14 protein-coding genes are annotated in these 20858 nt (G+C 64.2%); 11 read left to right on the forward strand and 3 right to left on the reverse strand.

Annotated elements, in window-relative coordinates:
* Positions 1-207 precede the first annotated feature (207 nt).
* The 5 genes from ACVWWQ_RS15530 to ACVWWQ_RS15550 all read left to right on the forward strand — a co-directional run bounded on the left by ACVWWQ_RS15530 (position 208) and on the right by ACVWWQ_RS15550 (position 8679).
* Entirely contained in the window at positions 208-678 is a 471-nt protein-coding gene (locus tag ACVWWQ_RS15530; RefSeq protein ID WP_133951382.1) for a hemerythrin domain-containing protein, read from the forward strand.
* Positions 679-1129: 451 nt separating this feature from the next.
* A complete protein-coding gene (locus tag ACVWWQ_RS15535; protein WP_133951384.1) occupies positions 1130-2731 on the forward strand; it encodes a peptide chain release factor 3 in 1602 nt (533 codons plus the stop codon).
* A gap of 88 nt (positions 2732-2819) precedes the next feature.
* Positions 2820-3716, forward strand: coding sequence for a type II CAAX endopeptidase family protein (locus ACVWWQ_RS15540; protein WP_133951386.1), 897 nt, complete (start codon positions 2820-2822; stop codon positions 3714-3716).
* Between the two features lie 177 nt (positions 3717-3893).
* Positions 3894-7559, forward strand: a complete 3666-nt coding sequence (locus tag ACVWWQ_RS15545; protein ID WP_133951388.1) for a response regulator — start codon at positions 3894-3896, stop codon at positions 7557-7559.
* A 124-nt stretch (positions 7560-7683) separates the two neighbouring features.
* On the forward strand, positions 7684-8679 hold the full coding sequence (locus tag ACVWWQ_RS15550; protein WP_133951390.1) for a diguanylate cyclase domain-containing protein: 996 nt from the start codon (positions 7684-7686) through the stop codon (positions 8677-8679).
* Between the two features lie 36 nt (positions 8680-8715).
* Here the strand turns inward: ACVWWQ_RS15550 and ACVWWQ_RS15555 are convergent, their stop codons facing one another.
* Together ACVWWQ_RS15555 and ACVWWQ_RS15560 are read right to left on the reverse strand one after the other, a co-directional pair.
* Complete coding sequence (locus ACVWWQ_RS15555) at positions 8716-11175, reverse strand: acyl-CoA dehydrogenase (protein ID WP_133951392.1); 2460 nt, start codon at positions 11173-11175, stop codon at positions 8716-8718.
* A gap of 9 nt (positions 11176-11184) precedes the next feature.
* Positions 11185-12087, reverse strand: coding sequence for an alpha/beta fold hydrolase (locus tag ACVWWQ_RS15560; protein ID WP_133951394.1), 903 nt, complete (start codon positions 12085-12087; stop codon positions 11185-11187).
* Positions 12088-12195: 108 nt separating this feature from the next.
* Here ACVWWQ_RS15560 and ACVWWQ_RS15565 point away from each other — a divergent pair, with 108 nt between their 5' ends.
* The 5 genes from ACVWWQ_RS15565 (at position 12196) to ACVWWQ_RS15585 (ending at position 16704) form a co-directional block, all read left to right on the forward strand.
* Positions 12196-12774 carry a TetR/AcrR family transcriptional regulator gene (locus ACVWWQ_RS15565; protein ID WP_099654269.1) on the forward strand — a complete coding sequence of 193 codons (579 nt, stop codon included), beginning with the start codon at positions 12196-12198 and terminating at the stop codon, positions 12772-12774.
* Between the two features lie 74 nt (positions 12775-12848).
* Complete coding sequence (locus ACVWWQ_RS15570; RefSeq protein ID WP_457383489.1) at positions 12849-14681, forward strand: phosphoenolpyruvate carboxykinase (GTP); 1833 nt, start codon at positions 12849-12851, stop codon at positions 14679-14681.
* A 117-nt stretch (positions 14682-14798) separates the two neighbouring features.
* Positions 14799-15344, forward strand: coding sequence for an RNA polymerase sigma factor (locus tag ACVWWQ_RS15575; RefSeq protein WP_133951398.1), 546 nt, complete (start codon positions 14799-14801; stop codon positions 15342-15344).
* A complete protein-coding gene (locus tag ACVWWQ_RS15580; protein WP_133951400.1) occupies positions 15341-15784 on the forward strand; it encodes a hypothetical protein in 444 nt (147 codons plus the stop codon). The genes ACVWWQ_RS15575 and ACVWWQ_RS15580 overlap by 4 nt, the downstream gene beginning before the upstream one ends.
* Before the next feature lie 17 nt (positions 15785-15801).
* Positions 15802-16704: a DUF4097 family beta strand repeat-containing protein gene (locus tag ACVWWQ_RS15585; protein ID WP_133951402.1), complete on the forward strand. Its 903-nt coding sequence runs from the start codon at positions 15802-15804 to the stop codon at positions 16702-16704.
* A 97-nt stretch (positions 16705-16801) separates the two neighbouring features.
* On the opposite strand, the gene ACVWWQ_RS15590 is transcribed toward ACVWWQ_RS15585, so the two are convergent.
* A complete protein-coding gene (locus tag ACVWWQ_RS15590; protein ID WP_133951404.1) occupies positions 16802-17710 on the reverse strand; it encodes a hypothetical protein in 909 nt (302 codons plus the stop codon).
* A 244-nt stretch (positions 17711-17954) separates the two neighbouring features.
* Here ACVWWQ_RS15590 and ACVWWQ_RS15595 point away from each other — a divergent pair, with 244 nt between their 5' ends.
* The gene (locus tag ACVWWQ_RS15595) at positions 17955-20855 is read left to right on the forward strand and encodes an EAL domain-containing protein (RefSeq protein ID WP_133951406.1); all 2901 of its coding nucleotides are present in this window, start codon (positions 17955-17957) and stop codon (positions 20853-20855) included.
* The last annotated feature ends 3 nt before the right edge of the window (positions 20856-20858 follow it).

Here is a 20858-nt window from a genome sequence, read left to right on the forward strand (position 1 = left end):
GCCCTGACGGGCACCCCGTCATGGATTCGCAACCACACTCGGGAATTTCGTCCATGGTAACGGCTGTTCGTCCTTGGCGGTCGATCTTGCGCGTGAGTGCGCGCGTTTGCAGCTGTGAACATTTTTCCCGCCCGGACCACGCTGATTTCCACGTGATTTTCATCGAAAAGAAGGCAAGGTAAACCTCTGCCCACCCAGGAGTTCACCATGGACGCGATCACGCTGCTGAAAAAGGACCACGACACCGTCGAGGCGCTGCTCACGGAGCTGGCCGAGAGCACTCCCCGTGGCGTCAAGAAGCGAACTGACTTGCTGAACCGCATACGGATCGAACTCAAAGCGCACACCACCATCGAAGAAGAGATCTTCTACCCGGCCTTCAAACGCCAGGGGGAAACCGGTGACGACGCCAAAATGTATTTCGAAGCTCTGGAAGAGCACCGCGCCGCCGGCGACCTGGTTCTGCCAGACCTGCTGGCCACCGAGGTCGCAAGCGAAAAGTTTTCGGGCCGCGCCAAGGTGCTGAAGGAGCTGGTTCAGCATCACGCCGACGAGGAAGAAAAAGAGATGTTTCCGCGCGCAAAAAAGCTTTTGTCGAAGGACCAACTGGCCGCTCTTGGCGACCAGATGGCCTCGCGCAAGGCCGAACTCGTCAAAGAGCTCAAAGCGTCATCCTGACAGCGCATGCCGCAGGCCCGTCCCGGCAGGAAGGACCCGGATGTCGGTGAGCAGCGGTGCCTGCCGGCAGTGCCCATCGGAAACCGCAGCCTAAACCAGTCAGGGGCTGGCGAAGGTTCAAGCCATCCATGAAATCCGGGCTTGCTTCCTGTTCTTGATGGTGTGGGCCGAAAGCCCTTTGCGCTTCCGGCTCCCGAACTCCGCGCTGGCATGAACGAGCCAACGGCCCCGGTGGCCCGCCGAAAGGCGCAAACCTTGGCGATTGGCCCCTTTCAAGCCCGGCGGCACTGGTGACCGGCTGAACCCGCGGGATCGACGCCGCTCTCAGGCCGCCGTGCCCGTCGATCGTCTGTGTTGCACGATCTCGAACACGGCGGAGGCAGCGTTACCAAAGCCCCTGTCCCATCCAAGCTACAATTGCGGGTTCGCGCTCCAGCCGACCCAGCTACCCATGCCCACCCATCTCCAAGAAACCCGCCGCCGCCGCACCTTCGCCATCGTCAGCCATCCTGACGCGGGCAAGACCACGCTGACCGAAAAGCTGCTGCTGTTCGGCGGTGCGATCCAGATGGCCGGCTCGGTGAAGAGTCGCAAGACGTCGCGCAGCGCCACCTCGGACTGGATGGCGCTGGAGAAGGAGCGCGGGATTTCGGTGACGTCGTCGGTGATGCAGTTTCCGTACGAGGGCAAGATCGTCAACCTGCTCGACACGCCCGGACATGCGGATTTCTCCGAGGATACCTACCGGGTGCTGACCGCAGTGGATTCGGCGCTGATGGTGATCGACTGCGCCAAGGGCGTGGAGGAACGCACGATCAAGCTGATGGAGGTCTGCCGCCTGCGCGATACACCGATCATGACCTTCATCAACAAACTCGACCGCGAGGGGCGTTCGCCGATCGAGTTGCTGGACGAAGTGGAGTCGGTGCTGGGCATCGCCTGCGCCCCGCTGACCTGGCCGATCGGCATGGGCAAGCGGTTGAAGGGTGTGTATCACCTGGCGCTGGACGAGGTGCACATCTTCGAGGCGGGCAAGAATTTCACCCGCCAGGACTCGACCATCTTCAAGGGCCTGGACGCACCCGGCCTGCTGGAAAAGATCGGCGACGAGGCCATGCGCGAACTGCGCGAGGAACTGGAGCTGGTGCAGGGCGCGGCACCGTCGTTCGACATCGACGAGTACCTGGCCGGCAAGCAGACGCCGGTGTTCTTCGGCTCGGCCGTGAACAGTTTCGGCGTGCAGTTGCTGCTGGACTTCTTCGTCGAGAACGCGCCGGCGCCGCAACCGCGCGACACCACCACGCGCGAAATCCAGCCGGAGGAAGAAAAGCTGTCCGGCTTCGTGTTCAAGATCCAGGCCAACATGGATCCGGCGCACCGCGACCGCGTGGCCTTCATGCGCGTGTGCTCGGGCACCTACAACGCCGGCATGAAGATGATGCAGACGCGCACCGGTAAGGAAGTGCGCATCGCCAACGCGCTGACCTTCATGGCCAGCGACCGCGAGATCGTCGAGACCGCCTACCCGGGTGACGTGATCGGCCTGCACAACCACGGCACCATCACCATCGGCGACACCTTCACCGAGGGCGAGCAGGTGTCGTTCACTGGCATCCCGAACTTCGCGCCGGAACTGTTCCGCCGCGCGCGCCTGCGCGACCCGCTGAAGATGAAGGCGCTGCAGAAAGGGCTGGCCCAGCTGTCCGAGGAAGGCGCCACGCAGTTCTTCCGCCCGCTGATGTCGAACGATCTGATCCTGGGCGCGGTCGGCGTGCTGCAGTTCGAGGTGGTCGCCTACCGGCTGAAGGACGAATACAACGTCGACGCCAGCTTCGAGCCGGTGACCGTGAGCACCGCGCGCTGGGTGCATTGCGACGACGAGAAGAAGATGGAGGAGTTCCGCGAGAAGAACGCGATGAACCTGGCCATCGACGGCGCCGGCGAGCTGGTCTACATCGCGCCGACCCGGGTCAACCTGCAACTGGCGCAGGAGCGTTGGCCGCAGGTGCGCTTTGCCAATACGCGCGAGCACGCGGCGGCAGTCGACGTCTGAGGCTTCCTGCGGGACATGACAGTGGTCACTGGGCAGTTTGCCCGCGGGCCGCTAACCTTCGGTGATTCAAACCGGGGGAAGCCAAAGCATGCCGCAGTCATCGATCGCCTTCGTCACGCCTGTTGACGCACCGGTGTGGAAACGCCGCCTGGTCTATTCCCCGATGGCCCGCATCGTGATCTTCGTTGCGCTGTTCATCGCGCTGAGTTTTGTGATCGGCGCCGGGCTGCACCTGCTTGGCTTGGGCAAGGCTTCACCACCGCTGCCACGAGCGTTCGCACAGTTCGTGGCCCGCGCCCTGATTCCACTATTTGCCTACCTGGTCCTGGTGAAATGGATCGAGCGTCGCCGGATCAGCGAACTGGCACCGGCCACGCTGATTCCGCAGGGTCTGCTTGGCGTGGTGGCCGGCGTGTTGCTTTTCAGCATCATCGTTGGCGCCTTGTACCTGTTCGGCAGCTACCACGTGACCGGTACCAACCCGAATGCAGCGTGGCTGCCGGCCTTGCTGGTGGTGGGCCTGGGTGCCGGCATCGGCGAGGAGATCATGTTCCGCGGCGTGCTGTTCCGCATCGTCGAGGAAGGCCTGGGAACCTGGTGGGCACTGGTCATTTCGGCGCTGTTTTTCGGCGCGGTGCACCTGGGCAACCCGGGCGCGACGCTGTGGAGCTCGATCGCGATCGCGATCGAGGCCGGCCTGCTGTTCGGCATGCTGTACCACGTGACCCGCTCGCTGGCGCTGTGCATGGGCCTGCACGCGACGTGGAATTTCACCCAGGGCACGATTTACGGCATTCCGGTTTCCGGCACCGATGCCGACGGCTGGCTGGTCTCCGCCCGCACCGGGCCGGACTGGCTGAGCGGCGGCGTATTTGGTGCCGAGGCCTCCGTGGTGGCGATCGTGCTGTGTTCGCTTTGCACCGTGGGCCTGCTACTCATCGCGCTGCGACGAGGCACGATCATTCCCGCCCGGGCACGCCACTGACGCGTGCTCGCCGGAGGCGGCTGGATTCGGTACCAGTCGATCGGCCGGCGAGGGCGCCACGGCTTGCCCGCGGCTGAATTTGCGCTGGCAGGCGACTGGGGTTTGATCGGCGCACCGGCTACGCTGTGACCGTGATCGCCATCCGGCGCTCCCACTTCGCCGGTATCGGACAGCGCCATGGCCAACAACGACCCACAGTCCCTCGCGCCTCGCACAAAGAACTCATGGCTGGCCAACCAGCCCCTGCAACGCAAAATGATGCTGGCCATCGGCTTGCTGCTGGGGCTGTTCCTGATCGCCAATGTGGCCACCCTGAGCTCGCTGCAAAAGCAGGAAAGCAACCGGCACTGGGCCGCCCACACGTATCGGGCGCTGTTGCAGATCGACACAGTGCAGCGGGCAGCCCAGACCAGCCAGGTGGCGGCGCGCGGCTTCATGCTCACCGGAGCGTCCAGCGAGCTGCATCAGTTCGAGAAATCCATGGCCGACGTCGGCCAGCGCATCGTCCAGCTGCGCCAATTGACGGTGGACAACCCGCTGCAGCAGAGCCGTCTGGATACGGTGAGCGCGATGGCCAACCGTTGGCAGCGCGAACTGGTCGACATGGGCATCACTCCGCTGAAGAAGCTGGACCTGTCCGATCCCGCCGCCCGCCAGGAACAGCAGCGCATCCAGGCCCGCTACGTGGCAAGTCGCACGGTGCGCATCGAGGATCTGTCCGCGGTTCTGGATCAGATGGCGGCGGAGGAGAACAGCCTGCTGGCGGAGCGCAATCACCAGCTTGATCTGGGCCTGAGTACCACCAAGGCGGTCAATGCGCTGAGCATCGTGCTGGTCATCCTGTTCGGCATCCTGGTGGTGCGGCTGACCTCCCAGCTGGTGATTCGACCGCTGCGCCGGCTGACCGATCAGATGACCCAGCTGTCCCGGCACGATCACGACTTCGTGATCCGCCGACTGGATCGACGCGACGAGGTCGGTGAGATGGCCCGTGCGTTGCAGGTGTTCAAGCAGATGTCGCTGGATACGGATGGGCGCACCTGGGTTCGCGCCAAGGTGTCGGACATCTCGCAGGTGTTGTTGCAGGCCACCACGCACAAGGAGTTTGCCCAATGGTTGACCAGTGAATTGGCGCCACTGTGTCGTGCCGGCATCGCCCTGTTTTACTCCTTTGACGATGCCAGGCATCGTTTCGACTTGCTGGGCAGCTACGGCTTGCGCCTGAGCAATCGCTCGGCCGATCACTACCTGCCCGGCGAAGGACTGGTAGGCCAATGCGCGGTCGAGCGCAAGCCGATCATTCTGGATGAGGTGCCGGCCGACTACCTGCACATTGATTCGGGCAGTGGCGAGGCCTTGCCGCGGCATCTGGCGCTGTTCCCGGTGATTTACCGCGAAACGCTGATCGGCGTGCTGGAGCTGGCCAGTTTCTCGCCGCTGATCACGTTGCAGCGGGACTTGCTGGATGAAGTGCTGCCTATCGTGGCGCTGGCGCTGGAAAATCTGAATCAGGCCGTGCACACCCAGGACCTGCTGATCCAGACGCGGGAACAGGCCGACGAGCTGCGTCTGTCCGAACTGGTGATGCGCCAGCAGAAGGAGGTGTTGCATGAGAGCAACGCGACGCTGCAGGCAAAGACCAGCGAGCTGGAAGAGCAGTCACAGCGCCTGATGGCATCCCGGGAAGAGCAGCGCGTGCAGGCCGAAGAACTGCGCTCCTCCAACGAAGAACTGCGCGACATGACCGACAGCTTGAACCGGCAGAAATACGTGCTGGAAGACCTGCAGCGGGAAACCGAGGAAAAGGCGGCGGAGCTGGCCCGGGCCAGCCAGTACAAGTCGGAATTTCTGGCCAACATGTCGCATGAGTTGCGCACCCCGCTGAACAGCCTGCTGATTCTGTCGCGCAGCCTTGCCGACAACGAAACCGGCAATCTTGATGAGGAGCAGATCGAATCGGCACAGATCATCCATGACGCCGGCAACAGCCTGCTGCACTTGATCAACGACATCCTGGATCTGTCGAAGGTCGAAGCCGGCAAGATGGAATTGATGGTCGAGGAGCTTTCCATCGACGAACTGGGCAAGCGACTGCAGCGAGTTTTTTCGCATGTGGCCAGCAGCAAGCGGCTGAGCTTCGATGTATCCATCGGCGCGGGAATCCCGCCCTCGCTGCTTACCGACGGCGGCAAGGTGGAACAGATTGCCAACAACCTGCTCAGCAACGCGTTCAAGTTCACGGCCAGCGGTTCGGTGAGCCTGCGCATTGGGGGTCCGCAAGCCGGCCTGGCGATACCCGCGGAACTGGCCGGTCAGCCATTGCTGGCGATCTCGGTGAGCGATACCGGCATCGGCATTCCTCCGGACAAGCGGGAGCGCGTCTTCAATGCGTTCGAGCAGGTCGACGCAAGCACCAGCCGCCAGTTTGGCGGTACCGGGCTGGGGCTGGCGATATCACGTCGGATGGCGCAATTGCTCGGTGGTGACATCGTGCTGCAGAGCGACCTCGGGCATGGCAGCCAGTTCACCCTGCTGCTGCCGGAAACGCCACCGGCGGCGGTCATCGATCCGGCCGAAGCGGACGAGGCCGAAAGCGTGGTCGAGCGGAATCGCCGATTCGCTTCACCGTCGCTGCTGCCCGTGTCGATCGAGGATGACCGGCTGTCACTGCAGCCAGGGCAGACCAGCATTCTGGTGATCGAGGACGACCCGGCCTTCGTGCGCATCCTGATCGACATCATCCATCGCAAAGGGCATCGTGCGCTGGCCGCACTGGATGGCGAGTCGGGCTTGCAGCTGGCCCGGCAATATCATCCGTCGGGCATCCTGCTGGATGTTTCTTTGCCGGTGATGGACGGCTGGACGGTACTGGACCACTTGAAAGTGGATGAGGCGACGCGCGCCATTCCGGTCCACTTCGTGTCAGTCAGTGAAGACGGCCGGCGCGGGATGGAACGGGGCGCCATCGGCTTCCTGACCAAACCGGTGAGTCGCGAATCGATTGGCGAAGCACTGGACCGGCTGCTTCGCTTTGGTGAGGGCAAGCAGCGTCGACTGCTGGTGGTGGAAGATGACGCCGCGTCACGCAAGGCCATCCGGCTCGCGTTGCGCGCCCATCACGTCGAGGTCGATGAGGCCGAGTCCGGCGAGCAGGCGCTGTCCCGGATCACCGACACCGTTTACGACTGCATCGTGCTGGATCTGGGACTGCCGGGCATGTCGGGCCTGGAATTGATGGAACACCTCTCGGTGTCGCCGGAGGTGATGCCACCCGTGGTGGTGTACTCGGGGCGCGAACTCGACGCCGGGGAGCAGCTCAAGCTGCGCCGCTACGCGGATGCCATCGTGCTCAAGGGCGCACGTTCCGGGGAACGCCTGCTGCAGGAAGTCAGCGCCTTCCTGCAGGACATTCCCGCCAAGGTCGCCACGCCCATGGCTGGCAAGGCTGCCGCGGCCTCACTGGCCGGTCATCGCGTACTGCTGGTGGACGACGACATGCGCAACCTGTTTGCGCTGTCCAAGGTGCTGCGCGGCTGGGGCCTGCAGGTCAGCATGGCGCAGGACGGCTACAAGGCGTTGAAGGCGCTGGAAACCGAGGCGCGTCCGGACCTGGTGCTGATGGACATCATGATGCCGGGGATGGATGGTTACGCGACCATCCGGGCCATCCGGGAGCAAGCCGGGTTCGCCACGTTGCCGATCATCGCGGTCACCGCCAAGGCCATGGCCGGCGATCGCGAGGTCTGCCTGCAAATGGGGGCCAACGACTACCTGTCCAAACCGATCGACATCGACAAGCTCGCCGCCATGATCCGCACCTGGGTCACGGCCGCACCGAAGTAGGCGCAGAAGGCGGCCGGGCGCGGCGGTCGCACCTGCCGGCGTGTCACGTTCACACCGTCCATCGCGGCCATGCGCTACGGTGACCGCCACCCGACGCGGGAAGGTCCGGAGCAAGAAGATCCTGATGACGCCAAAGATACTGATCGTCGACGACACACCCGCCAACCTGGTGGCGATGCGTCGTCTGCTCGCCCAGAGTGGTGCGCAGCTGTTCGAGGCAAGCAGCGGGAACCAGGCATTGGCACTGTGCCTTGATCACGAGTTCGCGCTGATCCTGCTCGATGTCAACATGCCTGACATGGATGGCTTCGAGGTGGCCGCCCTGCTCGGGGAAACCGAACACCTCAGCGAAACGCCGATCATCTTCGTCACCGCGGCCTACGCGGACGACTTGAACCGGCTCAAGGGCTACCGCTCCGGTGCCGTCGATTACATCGCCAAACCAATCAACGACGTGATCCTCCAATCCAAGGTGCGGGTGTTCCTGGAGCTCTATTCGGGTCGCATGAAGCTGCGTGACGCCATGGCGGAACTGGCCGAGCGGAACGAACAACTCAACAGCGAAATCGCCCAGCGCAAGTTGATCGAGGCGATGGTGCGTCACCAGGCCAGTCACGACCCGTTGACCGGACTGCCGAATCGGGTGTTGTTCCACGACCGCCTGCATGGGGCCATCCAGCGTGCCAACCGACACCCCAGTCGCTTCGCGCTGGCCTCCATCGACATCGATGGTTTCAAGGCCGTCAATGACACCCACGGCCACGCCGCGGGCGACGCCTTGCTGCAGGAAATCGCCAATCGGCTGCCCGCGTATTTGCGCAGCAACGACACGGTGGCCCGCCTTGGCGGCGACGAGTTTGCACTGATTCTGGAAGAAATCGACGAGCCGAAGACGGCACTGCAGCTATGCGAGAAACTCTGCGCGGCGCTTGGAAAGCCCTATGCCCTGACCGTCAATGGTCAGCTGATCGAGGTTCGCGTGGGCGCCAGTATCGGCGTTGCGCCGTATGCGCCGAACGGTGATGCCGACATCGTGGAGCAACTGATGCACGCAGCAGACCAGGCGATGTACCAGGCCAAGCGCAACGGAAAGAACTGCTGCGTGCTGGCGCCTGGCTGAGGGTCGCGCCACTGACGGTGGCGCGACCCTTCACGCTTACAATCCGGCCGAATTTACCGGGCGCGTCTTGAACGCACGCAACTCGTCGGTGTCGAAATCATCCACCGAGATGAACTCGAACACGCCTTCGCGCACACGGCGCAACAGGTCGGCCTCGGCTTCGGAGATCACCCCGGCTTGTTGCGCTTCGGCGAGCTGTCCCATGTAATCGTGGGACTTGAACTGGCCCGACTTCAAAGCCTTGCCGAACTTGCGGTCGACCGGCTCCGCGGCAATCACATCCGGCAACAACGCCTTCATGCGACCGACCGTGTTGTTCGCGGTGGGGGTGGTGTAAACCCAGTCGGTGAGACGATCGAGCGCCTCGTTCGGCGCCGTGAGCAACGCGGCCACGCGGCGACCCAGGCGATCCGACGGCGGCACTTCGCGCCGACCCAGCGGGAACACCAGCACGCGCAACAGCCATGCCACCGGACGCACCGGGAAGTTGCGGATGGCGCCATCCAGCGCGTTCTGGATCAGCCACATGCACTCGTGGAAACCCCACGCCAGGAACGGGCGATCCGCCTCCGGACGGCCGTTGTCCTCGTACTGCTTGAGCATGGCGCTGGCGATGTACAGGTAGCTCAGCACGTCACCCAGACGCGCCGACAGTTTTTCCTTGAACTTCAGCTTGCCGCCGAGCACGCCCATGAACACGTCCGCGCACAGCGCCAGCGCGGCGGAGTAACGATCGAGCTTGCGGTAGTAGCGGCGCGTATAGGCGTCACCTGCGGTCTCGCCGATGCTGGCGCCGCTCAGGCCCATCGCGAGGCTGCGCACCGCGTTGGAGATGCCAAAGCCGATATGACTGAACAACAGGCGATCAAACACCTTGAGCTGCTCGCCACGATCGGTGATCGACAGCGCCTGCATTTCCTTCAGTACATACGGATGGCAACGAATCGCGCCCTGCCCGAAGATCATCAGGCTGCGCGTCATGATGTTCGCGCCTTCCACCGTGATCGCGATCGGCACCGCCGACCAGCCGCGCCCGGCGTAGTTGCTTGGCCCGAGTTGCACGGCCTTGCCGCCGTGCACGTCCATGGTGTCGCTGGCTATCTGCCGCGCCCATTCGGTGGCGTGGTACTTGGCGATCGCCGACGGCACCGCCGGCTTCTCGCCACGGTCGACCGCCGCCGCGGTGGCGCGGGACAGCGCCGCGGTGGCATAGGTCAGGCCGCCGATCCGCGCGAGCGCTTCCTCGACGCCTTCGAAACGCGCCACCGCCAGGCCGAACTGCTTGCGCATACGCGCATAGGTGCCGGTGGCCAGCGCCGAGGCGCGCATGCCGCCGGTGGCGTTGGACGGCAACGAGATCGCGCGGCCCACCGACAGGCATTCCACCAGCATGCGCCAGCCATGGCCGGCCATCTTCGGTCCACCGATCAGTACGGAAAGCGGCGCGAACACATCCTTGCCGCGCACCGGTCCGTTCTGGAACGGCACGTTGAGCGGGAAGTGGCGGCGGCCGATCTCCAGGCCTGGCGTGGAACGCGGCAGCAGCGCGAGCGTGATGCCGAGGTCTTCCTTGTCGCCCAGCAGGTGATCCGGATCGAACATGCGGAAGGCCAGACCGACCACCGTGGCGACCGGTGCCAGGGTGATGTAGCGCTTGTCGAAGTTCAGCTTGATGCCCAGCGTCTCCACGCCATCGACCATCTGCTTGCAGACAACGCCGGTATCGGGAATCGAGGTGGCATCGGAGCCCGCGTACGGGCCGGTCAGCGCGAAACAGGGAATTTCCTCACCGATGGCAAGCCGCGGCAGGTAGTGGCTCTTCTGCTCGTCGCTGCCGTAATGCAGCAGCAGTTCGGCCGGCCCGAGCGAATTCGGCACGGCCACCGTCGAGGCCACCGTGGCGGACATGCTGTTGAGCTTCTGCAGCACCGCCGAATGCGCCAGCGCAGAGAACTGCAAGCCGCCGTACTGCTTCGGAATGATCATGCCGAAGAACTTGTTCTTCTTGATGAACTCCCACACGTTCGGCGGCAGGTCCGCCAGCTCGTGGGTGATCTGCCAGTCGTCGATCATCGCGCAGAGCTGTTCGACCGGGCCATCCATGAAGGCCTGTTCTTCCACGCTCAATTCGGGCTTCGGTTGCTTCAGCAGTTCGTGCCAATCCGGCTTGCCGGAAAACAGCTCGCCCTCGAAACCCACCGTGCCGGCTTCCAGCGCGGTCTGCTCGGTTTCGGAAAGCTTCGGCGTGACCTTGGCGAACATCTTCAGCAAGGGCGCGCTGATCTGGCGGCGACGGAAGTCCACCAGCAGCAGCGGCACGGCAATCACCAATTCGATGATCAGCAGGATCGTGGTCGTCCACGGGGCATGCAGCAACAGCCCCACCACCAGCGTGGTGACGATCGTGACGATCGCCCACGTGCGCAGACTGGTACGGTGATAGGCGCAGGCGCCAGTGGCAATCAGCGCTGCCAGCAGGGTCAGTAGCACGGACATCTCAACACCTCATTGCGATTGAACGGCGTCGGCAGGGAGCCGGCCGACGGGTAGTGGATCAAGACTCTGCACGAAGCGCACGACTTCGCGCGTGAAAGCGTCATTCGCGTCGCCCGCCACCATGTGCGTGGCATCCGGCAACTCGACGTGTTCGGCATGCGGTACCAGTTGCAGGAATTCATCGACCGTGGCGCGCGAGACCACGTCGCTGCGCGCGCCCGACAGCAACAGTACCGGCACATCAATCTTCATGGCAGCCGCCTGCAGGCGCGGCTGGTAGCGGGCCGTTTCCTGCACCAGGTCGCCCGCGAGCAACGCCGGGTCCCAGTGCCAGCGCAACCGACCGTCAGCGCCTTCGCGCATCAGCGGACGCAAATGTTCTTCACTCTTGCGTTCGCGCCGTTGCGGCAGGTAGGCGGCGATTTGCTCCGCGGCGTCGGCATAGTTGTCGAAGCCGTCCGGATGCGCCTGCATGAAGGCAAGAATGCGTTCCACCCCGGCGGTTTCCCAGCGCGGCGTGATGTCGACCAGAACCAGCGCTCGAAACGGCGCGGGGTGGATTTCGCCCGCCAGCACCATGCCGAGCAGACCACCCATCGACGCCCCCACCAGGATCGGCGGCTGTGGTTGCGCAGCGGCCAGCAGCAGCAGGTCGTCGGCGAACTGATCCATGTGATAGCCCGCGACAGCGCGATCGCTTTCACCATGGCCACGGCTGTCGAAGGTCACGCAGCGGCAGCCGCTGTCCGCCAGTGCCGTAGCCGCACCTGTCCAGGCGTGGCGCGTCTGGCCGAAGCCATGCGCGAACAGCAGGCCGGGAAAGCCGTCGGCGTGACGCACCTCCACGGCCAGATCCAGGTCGGCGGCATGAAAGCGACTGTGGGCGATGGAGGGGTGGCTGTCATTGACCATACGTCAGAGTATGGACGGCCTTCCCGAACGCCGTCAACCGTATTGCGCCTATTCGTCGCGGTGGAACGCACACATTACAAATGCACGGTGTGTGGCTACCATACGCACATGAATGTAAGCAGCAAGCCAGAACGTACCCGCCTGTCCGCCGAAGATTGGGAACTTGCCGCCCTGCAGATGATCGCCGAACAGGGCGTGGGCGCATTGGCCGTGGAAGCTCTTGCGCGCGAACTCGGCGTGACCAAGGGCAGTTTCTACTGGCACTTCCGCACCCGTGAGGCGCTCCTGAATGCGGCATTGGAACGCTGGGAGCAATACGGCGAGCGCGAAGTGCTGGGTCAGATCGAGCAGATTGCCGATCCGCGCAAGCGCCTGCCCGAGCTGTTCCGTCGGGTCGCCCACGAATTGCAGCCCCACCGCGTCTACGCAGCCCTGCTGAAAGCGCTGGATCATCCGCAGGTGGTGCCGGTCATGGCCCGCGTCTCGCAGCGACGGATGGAATTCCTCAACACGGCGTACTGCGAGTCCGGCTTGCCGCCCGCGCAGGCGTTGAACCGCGCCCGCCTGACGTACGCGGCCTATGTCGGTTTCCTGCAGCTCAACTTCACTCTCGGCCTGCCGCGGCTGAACCTGGAAGAATTCGACGCCTATGTCGAGCACATGATCGCGACGCTGATTCCGGCCTGAGCCACCCCGTCGCAAGCCCCGAACGGCGCCATCCGGCGCCGTTTTTGCTGCGCAAAGCCTTGCAATACCAGTGGCTGCAAACTACCGTTTGCGATCACTTTTTCAAAAAACCTCACGAGGATACGATGGCCAGCAAGCTGGAAGCGCTCGCGCAATGGGTCGATGAAGTTGCCACCCTGACCCGCCCCGCGAAAATTCACTGGTGCGACGGCTCGGATGCCGAATATCAATCCCTGGTACAGCAGATGCTGGCCGACGACACGCTGATCGAACTGAACCAGCAGACCCATCCCGGTTGCTACCTGCATCGCTCGCATCCCAAGGACGTGGCCCGCGTCGAGCACCTCACCCTGGTCTGTCATCCGAACCAGGACGATGCCGGCCCGAACAACCACTGGATGGCTCCGGCCGAGGCGCACGCCAAGATCGACGCGCTGTTCGACGGCTGCATGGAAGGCCGCACCATGTACGTGATCCCGTATTGCATGGGTCCGATCGATTCGCCGCTGTCGCGTTGCGGCGTGGAGATCACCGACAGCCCGTATGTGGTCGCCAACATGAAGATCATGACCCGCATGGGCGCTGCCGCACAGGCGCGCATCGAGCGCGAGGGCACGTTCGTCAAGGGCCTGCACTCGAAGGGCGAGCTCGACCCGGATCGCCGCTGGATCATGCACTTCCCGGCCGAACTGTCGATCAAGTCGTATGGCTCCGGCTACGGCGGCAACGCCCTGCTGGGCAAGAAATGCCACGCGCTGCGCATCGCCAGTCACCAGGCACGTACGGAGGGCTGGCTGGCCGAGCACATGCTGATCGTGGGCATCGAAAACCCGCAAGGTGAAACGCATTACATCGCCGCCGCGTTCCCGTCCGCCTGCGGCAAGACCAACCTGGCGATGCTGATTCCGCCGGAAGGCTATCGGCAGGATGGCTGGAAGGTCTGGACGGTGGGCGACGACATCTGCTGGATGCGCCCGGGCGCGGATGGACGTCTGTACGCGATCAACCCGGAAGCCGGCTTTTTCGGCGTGGCACCGGGCACCAGCAACAACACCAACCCGAATGCGCTGAAGAGCATTTCGCACGACACCATCTTCACCAACGTGGCCGTCACCGCCGACAACCAGCCGTGGTGGGAAGGCCTGCCCGGCACACCGGTCACCGACTGGCAGGGGCGTCCGTACGACCCGGCCAACGGCCCGGCCGCGCACCCGAACTCGCGTTTCACGGTCAGCGCCACCCAGTGCCCGACCTGGTCGGAAATGGCCGAGGCGGCGCAAGGCGTGCCGATCAGCGCGATCGTGTTCGGTGGTCGTCGTCCGTCGCTGCTGCCGCTGGTGATGGAAGCGCGTGACTGGGGCCACGGCGTGCTGATGGGTGCCGCGATGGGCTCCGAAACCACCGCTGCCGCCACCGGCGCGGTGGGCGTGTTGCGCCGCGATTCGATGGCGATGAAGCCGTTCTGCGGCTATCACTATGGTGACTACTTCGCGCACTGGTTGTCGTTCGACCAACCCGGCGCCAAGTTGCCGAAGATCTTCCACGTGAACTGGTTCCGCAAGGGTGCCGACGGCAAATTCCTGTGGCCGGGCTTCGGTGAAAACCTGCGCGTACTGGAATGGATGATCAACCGCGCCGAAGGTCGTGTGGCCGGCGTGGAGACACCGATCGGCATCCTGCCTGCCGCGGGCGAACTGAAGCTTGACGGGGCCAAGCTGGAGCCGTCGCAGCTGGACGAGCTGCTGGAAGTGGACAACGCCGGCTGGCAGGCCGAGCTTGCCGCCATCGGCGAGTATCTCGAAAGCTTTGCGCCGCGCCTGCCCCAACGTCTGCGGCAGGAACAGCAGCGCGTCGCTGCCGCACTCAGCAGCACCGACCGGCCGCAGCGCGAGGCCGCCGCGTCCTGAGGCGAACCCCATCGCGGGCAGTCGGTGGCGACTGTCCGCGATGCTTCAAACCCTTTCGCACGGCGGTGCATCCAAGCTGGCAAGATGATCGCCACCTGCCCCGCCTCCGGAAGTTTGATGTCGCCTGCGTCTGCGGGAATCAACGACACCGATGATGTGCGTGCGGCCGCCGCTGGCGACCGCCGCGCCTTCCAGCGCCTGTATCACCTTCATGTCGGCCGCGTGCACGGCGCGGTGTATCGGCTGGCGGGTTACGACCGCTCGCGGGCCGAGGACCTCACCCAGGACGCATTTGTGCGCGCCTGGCAAAAACTTCCGGGCTTTCGTCACGAAAGCGCATTCGGCACCTGGCTGTATCGGCTCGCGGTGAACGTGGCGCTGATGGATATCCGCGCCCGTGGTGCCGATCCGGTCAGCATGGTGGATGAGGATCAACTGCCGGACGCCGGCACGACGCCGTTCTGCGCGGCCGAGCGTGACGAGCTCGAGCATGCCATCGGGAAACTGCCCCCGCGGGCACGCGCAGTCCTGATCCTGCACGACGTCGAAGGCTGGAAGCACGAGGAGATCGGCACTGAACTGGGCATGGCGGTGGGTACGTCCAAGGCGCAGCTGCACCGGGCGCGCGGTCTGCTGCGCAAGGCATTGGGAGAAAGCTCATGAATGAATTCGAATGGCGCCGCCAGATGCGCGACCTGCAGGAGCCGATCCAGCCGTCCCGCGACCTGTGGGCCGGCATCGAGTCGACACTCGACGAGCGCGCGCGCGGACAAGGCACCGTCGGCAACGTGCCACCCGTGCGCCGTCGCGGATGGTTGCTCGCTGCCGGGGTCGCCGCATCGATGGCCTTGGTCACAAGCATCGGCTGGCACAGCATGCATGCCGTCAACCACCGCGCCCCTGCCACCGTCGCGTCCGAGAACTCCCGCTGGAAGCCGACCGATCCTCGCCTCAGTGGCGCGGCCATCGAACTGGATGCTGCGCGCATGGAACTGCAACTGGCGATCCAGCAGTCACCCGACTCGCCTGCCCTGCAACGTCTGCTCAACCGAACCAGGCAGCAGCAGAACCAACTTCGCGAACTGGCCCGCCAGCCAGGCTGATACCCAAGGAAACCGTCATGAAAACCCTCCGCCACCTTCCATTGCTGTTGTGCTTCTGCATCGGCCAGGCCCTCGCCGACACGCCGATCCAGTTGCGGCATGACGCTGCGGCAAACGGCAAGGTATCCATCAGCAACGTCGCCGGCTCGGTGAACGTCACCGCGTGGGATCGCAACGAAGTCCAGGTCAGCGGCCGTCTGGGGGACGGCGCCAAGCCGCTGACCATCACCGGCAGCAATGGCAACCTGGAAATCAAGGTGGAACCGCAAGGCGGTTCCGGCTGGTTCAACTGGGGTGGCGACAGCAGGATGGGCCCCACCACGCTGGACGTGCACGTGCCCAAGGCCGCCTCACTCGAGGTCGACGTGGTCAGCGCGCCGCTGGTGATCGACGGCATGGAAGGCGGCAAGATCCAGATCAATACCGTCAGTGGCAAGGCGCGCATCAATGCCCGCACGCCTTCCTTGACGGTGGACAGCGTCAGCGGCGGCATCGAACAGGCCGGGCATGCCGACAAGGCCGGGCTGCAGACCGTCAGCGGCGATATCCTGGCGCCGGGACTGGGCCCGCAGGTCGAGCTGCAGACGGTCTCCGGACGCATCCAGGCGGGCGGCGGTCCCTGGCAGAAGCTCTCGCTCAGCACGGTCTCGGGCGATGTGCAGCTCAACGGCGGACTGGCACCCAATGGCAGCATCAATGTCGACAGCATGAGTGGCGACGTGCAACTCCAGGTACCCGCGAATACGAATGCCAGCCTGCACGCCAGCAGCTTCAGCGGCGATCTGCGCAGCGACTTCGGCACCCCGACGCGACCCGAACACGGACCCGGCAGTTCGCTCGATGCCCGCCTGGGCAACGGTCAGGGCAAAATCCATGTCGAAACGTTCAGTGGCGACTTGCGCGTGCGTGGCAAGAACTGATCCGGCTGCGCCGGCGCGCTCAAGGTTCACCCAAACAAGAACGCCGTCGCGAGAGCGACGGCGTTCTTGTTTGCATCATGAAGTGCCTGACGAACGGTCAGAGATCCTGGTGATATTGCACGTAAGGCGTGCGCGACTGATCGGGCTCCGGACCTGCCGGCGTGTTTGCCGGTGTACCCGACGACCACAGATTCTGCGCGCCCACGCTCAGCGAGCCGCGCCACGGAAGACGCCACGTCACGCCGAGATCGATGCTGTTCCAGCGCCGATCCCCATTGAGATCGCCCGGGATCGCCACCTGCGGCTGCATGGTGCGACCGGTCAATACGCCGCTCAACGAGCCGTGATCGACACCGAAGCTCAAGGCCTTCTGGTCCAGCGTGTCCACGCCCAGCAGGTTGCCCGGAAGCAGATGAATACGACCCACACTGGCACCCAGATCGATGCCGCTCTTGCTGCCCAGGGCAAGCCGGCCTCGGGCGTTGAGCTGGGAGCTGTTGTCGAAACTGGAAAGACCGTCGACGCCCGGCGCCGCGCCCGGCAGCACGCGCGGCAACACATTGCCGGCGTTCGGCACGCTGTTGGTGCCCACGCTGACGCCAACGCTGTAACGACCCGCCGCATAAGTGGCACCGACTTCGCTGCCACGCAGACGGCCACCCGGTTGCGCCCACGACAACTCGCTCACTTCGGCGTGTGCCTGCAGGCGCGGGCCGAGACCGTATTCCAGACCGGTGGTCGTCAAATCGGAACCATCGACCACCCGCAATGCCAACGGCGCGTGCTGGCTCATGGCATCTGCCGCGTTTCCACGGTCGGCCTTCAACGACAACACATGGCCTTGGGTGGTGCGCCACAGCGGCACCAGCGTGCCGTTGCCCTGGGTGGAAGAAACCCCGGGCTGAGCAAGCAGGTCATTCGCCACTTTGCTGGTCCCGTCCACAGACTGACCTGCCGCGGCAAGCGGCAAGGCACAGATCAGCAGAAGGGAGGAAAGACGGCGCATGGTCGGGAACCGATAGCTCGCTCGATAAGGAACGGTGTCAGGAGTTCAGTATATCTCATTTTACGTTTTGCTAACACCCTGAAAGGTGCCCGAATGCACATATTCCGGGGCGGCGGCAGGATCTTGCGAGGCAATCCCTGCAAAGGTGTGGGCATGAAACTTGGCTGGCAAGGCACCGGCCTTACACGCTATAAAGGCCCGTACCTTTGGTTCATCAGGCCTTCACGGGAACAACCCCAGCCACATGAGCGCCACACCGACGATCCGTCACTCGTCGCCATCACCCGTGGCGGGGGAATCTGCAGCCCTGCACGCGGCCGTCGCACGCCTGTTTGAAGCCAGTGACGCGGGCACCGTGGTCGAAGCTTGTGAGGCGATCCTGACGGTAATCGGCGTGCATGGACATCTATGCTGGCGCCGGATTGACGAAGAATCGGCAGATCCCGCCGCGAACTTCGACCTCGCCGAAGACCCCCAAGTTCCCCGCACGCTGGTTCTTGAGGATGTCGACCTGGCGGGTGCGCAGGACTTGCGGGGCGAACTGGAATGGCTGGGACGCCTGGCGGACATCCGTTTGCGCCAACTGGCTGAAACCGGCCGCCTGTATGAAGCCATTTCACGCCTTGCCCAGGCCGAACGACTGCAACGCGCGCTTTATGCCATCGCCGAGCAGGCCGGCGCCGGGCACGACATGCCCGACATGATGCGAACGCTGCATGCCATCGTCAGCAGCCTGATGTATGCCGAGAACTTCTACATCGTGCTGTACGACGCCGCGGGCGACACGGTGCGCTTTCCCTATTACGTCGACATCGCCGACAACGATCCGCCCCCGCCTGATCGCAGCATACCGTTGCATGAAATGCTGCACAGCCTGACCTGGAACCTGCTGCAGGAAGGTCGGCCGCTGATGGGATCAATGGAGGAGTTGCAACAGCAATTCGGCGACCGTTTCGTCCTGCTTGGCCCCAGCTGCGAACACTGGCTTGGCGTTCCGCTGTTGCGCGCAGGCCGCGTGGTGGGTGGCATCGTGATGCAGAGCTATCGCGCGGACACGCATTACTCGCGACACGATCTCGAGCTGCTGAACTACGTGGCCCAGCATGTGCAGACCGCCATCGAACGACGCGAAGCCCACCTCGAGCTGGCCCGACGGGTGACCGACCGCACCGCCGCGCTGCGCGAAGCGAACCGCGTGCTCCGCCAGCAGGTATTGCAGCGTCAACGCGGCGAACGCCTGCAGGCCGCCCTGTTCCGCATCGCCGAGCTGGCCAATACCGCCGAAAGCCTGGACAAATTCTACGCCGCCACCCACCAGGTGATCAGCGGACTTCTGTACGCACGCAATTTCTATATCGCCCTGGTCGACGAGGAAAGCGGCCACCTGACCTTTCCGTACTCGGTCGACGACGTGGATAGCGTTCGCCCCCCGCGCGCCCATGGCCGCGGCGCAACGGAATACGTGATGCGCCATGCCAAGCCGCTGCTGGCCACCCCGGCCGAGATCGAGCGGCTCAGTGCGCTAGGCGAGATCAGCCATTTCGGCGCGCGTTCAATCTGCTGGCTCGGCGTGCCGCTGATGTGGGGTGGCAAGGCGACCGGCGTGCTGGCCCTGCAAAGCTACTCGCCCGAGCACACCTACAATGAGCGTGACCAGGAGCTGCTGACCTTCGTCAGCTACCACATCGCCAATGCACTGCAACGCAAGCAGGCCGCCACGTCGCTGAAACAGGCCTACGCGGGACTGGAGCGACGAGTCACCGAGCGTACCCGCGCACTGGCACTGGCCAATCGCGATCTGCGCGAACAGATCGCCGAGCGCGAGCGCGTCGAGCGACGACTCAAATACGAAACCCTGCACGACTCGCTGACCGGCCTGCCGAACCGCACCTTGCTCCTGCAACGACTGGAGCAGGCGATGCAGCGCTACATCGCCAATCCCGACGAGCAGTTCGCGGTGCTGTTCATCGACCTGGATCGCTTCAAGGTGATCAACGACTCGGTGGGTCACCTGGTCGGCGACGACCTGCTGTTCCAGGTGGGTGGCCGCATTCGCGCCTGCCTGAAGACGCGCGACGTGGTCGCGCGGCTGGGTGGCGACGAGTTTGCCGTATTGCTGGAAGGCATCGTGGACAGCGCCAAGCCGATGCTGATCGCCGACCGCATCATCGGCGAGCTGCAGACACCATTCCGGCTCGGCACCAAGGAAATCTTCACCTCGGCCTCGATCGGCATCGCCCTGTCCAGCCCGCATTACCGCCAGCCCGAAGAACTGCTGCGCGATGCCGACGCGGCGATGTACAACGCGAAGGACGGCGGACGCCATCGCGCGGCGATGTTCGACGACCGCCTGCGGCGCGAGGCGCTGTCGCTGCTGGACATGGAAAGCGACCTGCGTCATGCGCTCAGTCGCAACGAGTTCGAACCGTTCTATCAGCCCATCGTGGAGCTTTCCGACGGTCGCGTCACCGGCTACGAGGCGCTGCTGCGCTGGCACCATCCGGAGCGTGGCCTGTTGTCACCCGGTGACTTCCTGTTGATCGCCGAGGAATGTGGTTGCGCCGAGGCGATCGACTGGCAGATCTTCGAACAGGTTTGCGTCCAGGCGGTGCGCCTGATCGGTACGGAAGGTTTCGTCAGTATCAATGTATCCGGACGGCACTTCCGCTCGGTCGACCTCGATCTGCGCCTGCTGGCGTTGTTCGAGCAATACGCGGTGCCCACGCGCTGCATACGCATCGAGGTCACCGAACACGCCTTGCTGGAAAATCCCACCCAGGTGAAGCAGATGCTGCAAAACCTGCGCAGCCATGGCGTGGGCATCGCGCTGGATGATTTCGGTACCGGCTATTCCTCACTAAGCTATCTGCATCAGTACCCGTTCGAGACGCTGAAGATCGATCGCTCGTTCATCACCGAACTGCCGCCGGACGATGCCGACAGCCAGGGCCTGGCACTGGTGCGCGCGATCCAGGTGCTGGCCGATTCGCTGCAGATGAAAGTGATCGCCGAAGGCATCGAGGAAGAAACCCAGCGCCAGGCGCTGTTGCGCGTCGGCTGCCGCTACGGCCAGGGTTTCCTGTTCGCCCGGCCGCAGCCTGCCAGTACCTGGCTCAACGCGGAAAAGCCGCTGCTGCTCTCCTGAAGC

The organism is Rhodanobacter sp. TND4EL1, assembly GCF_054061035.1.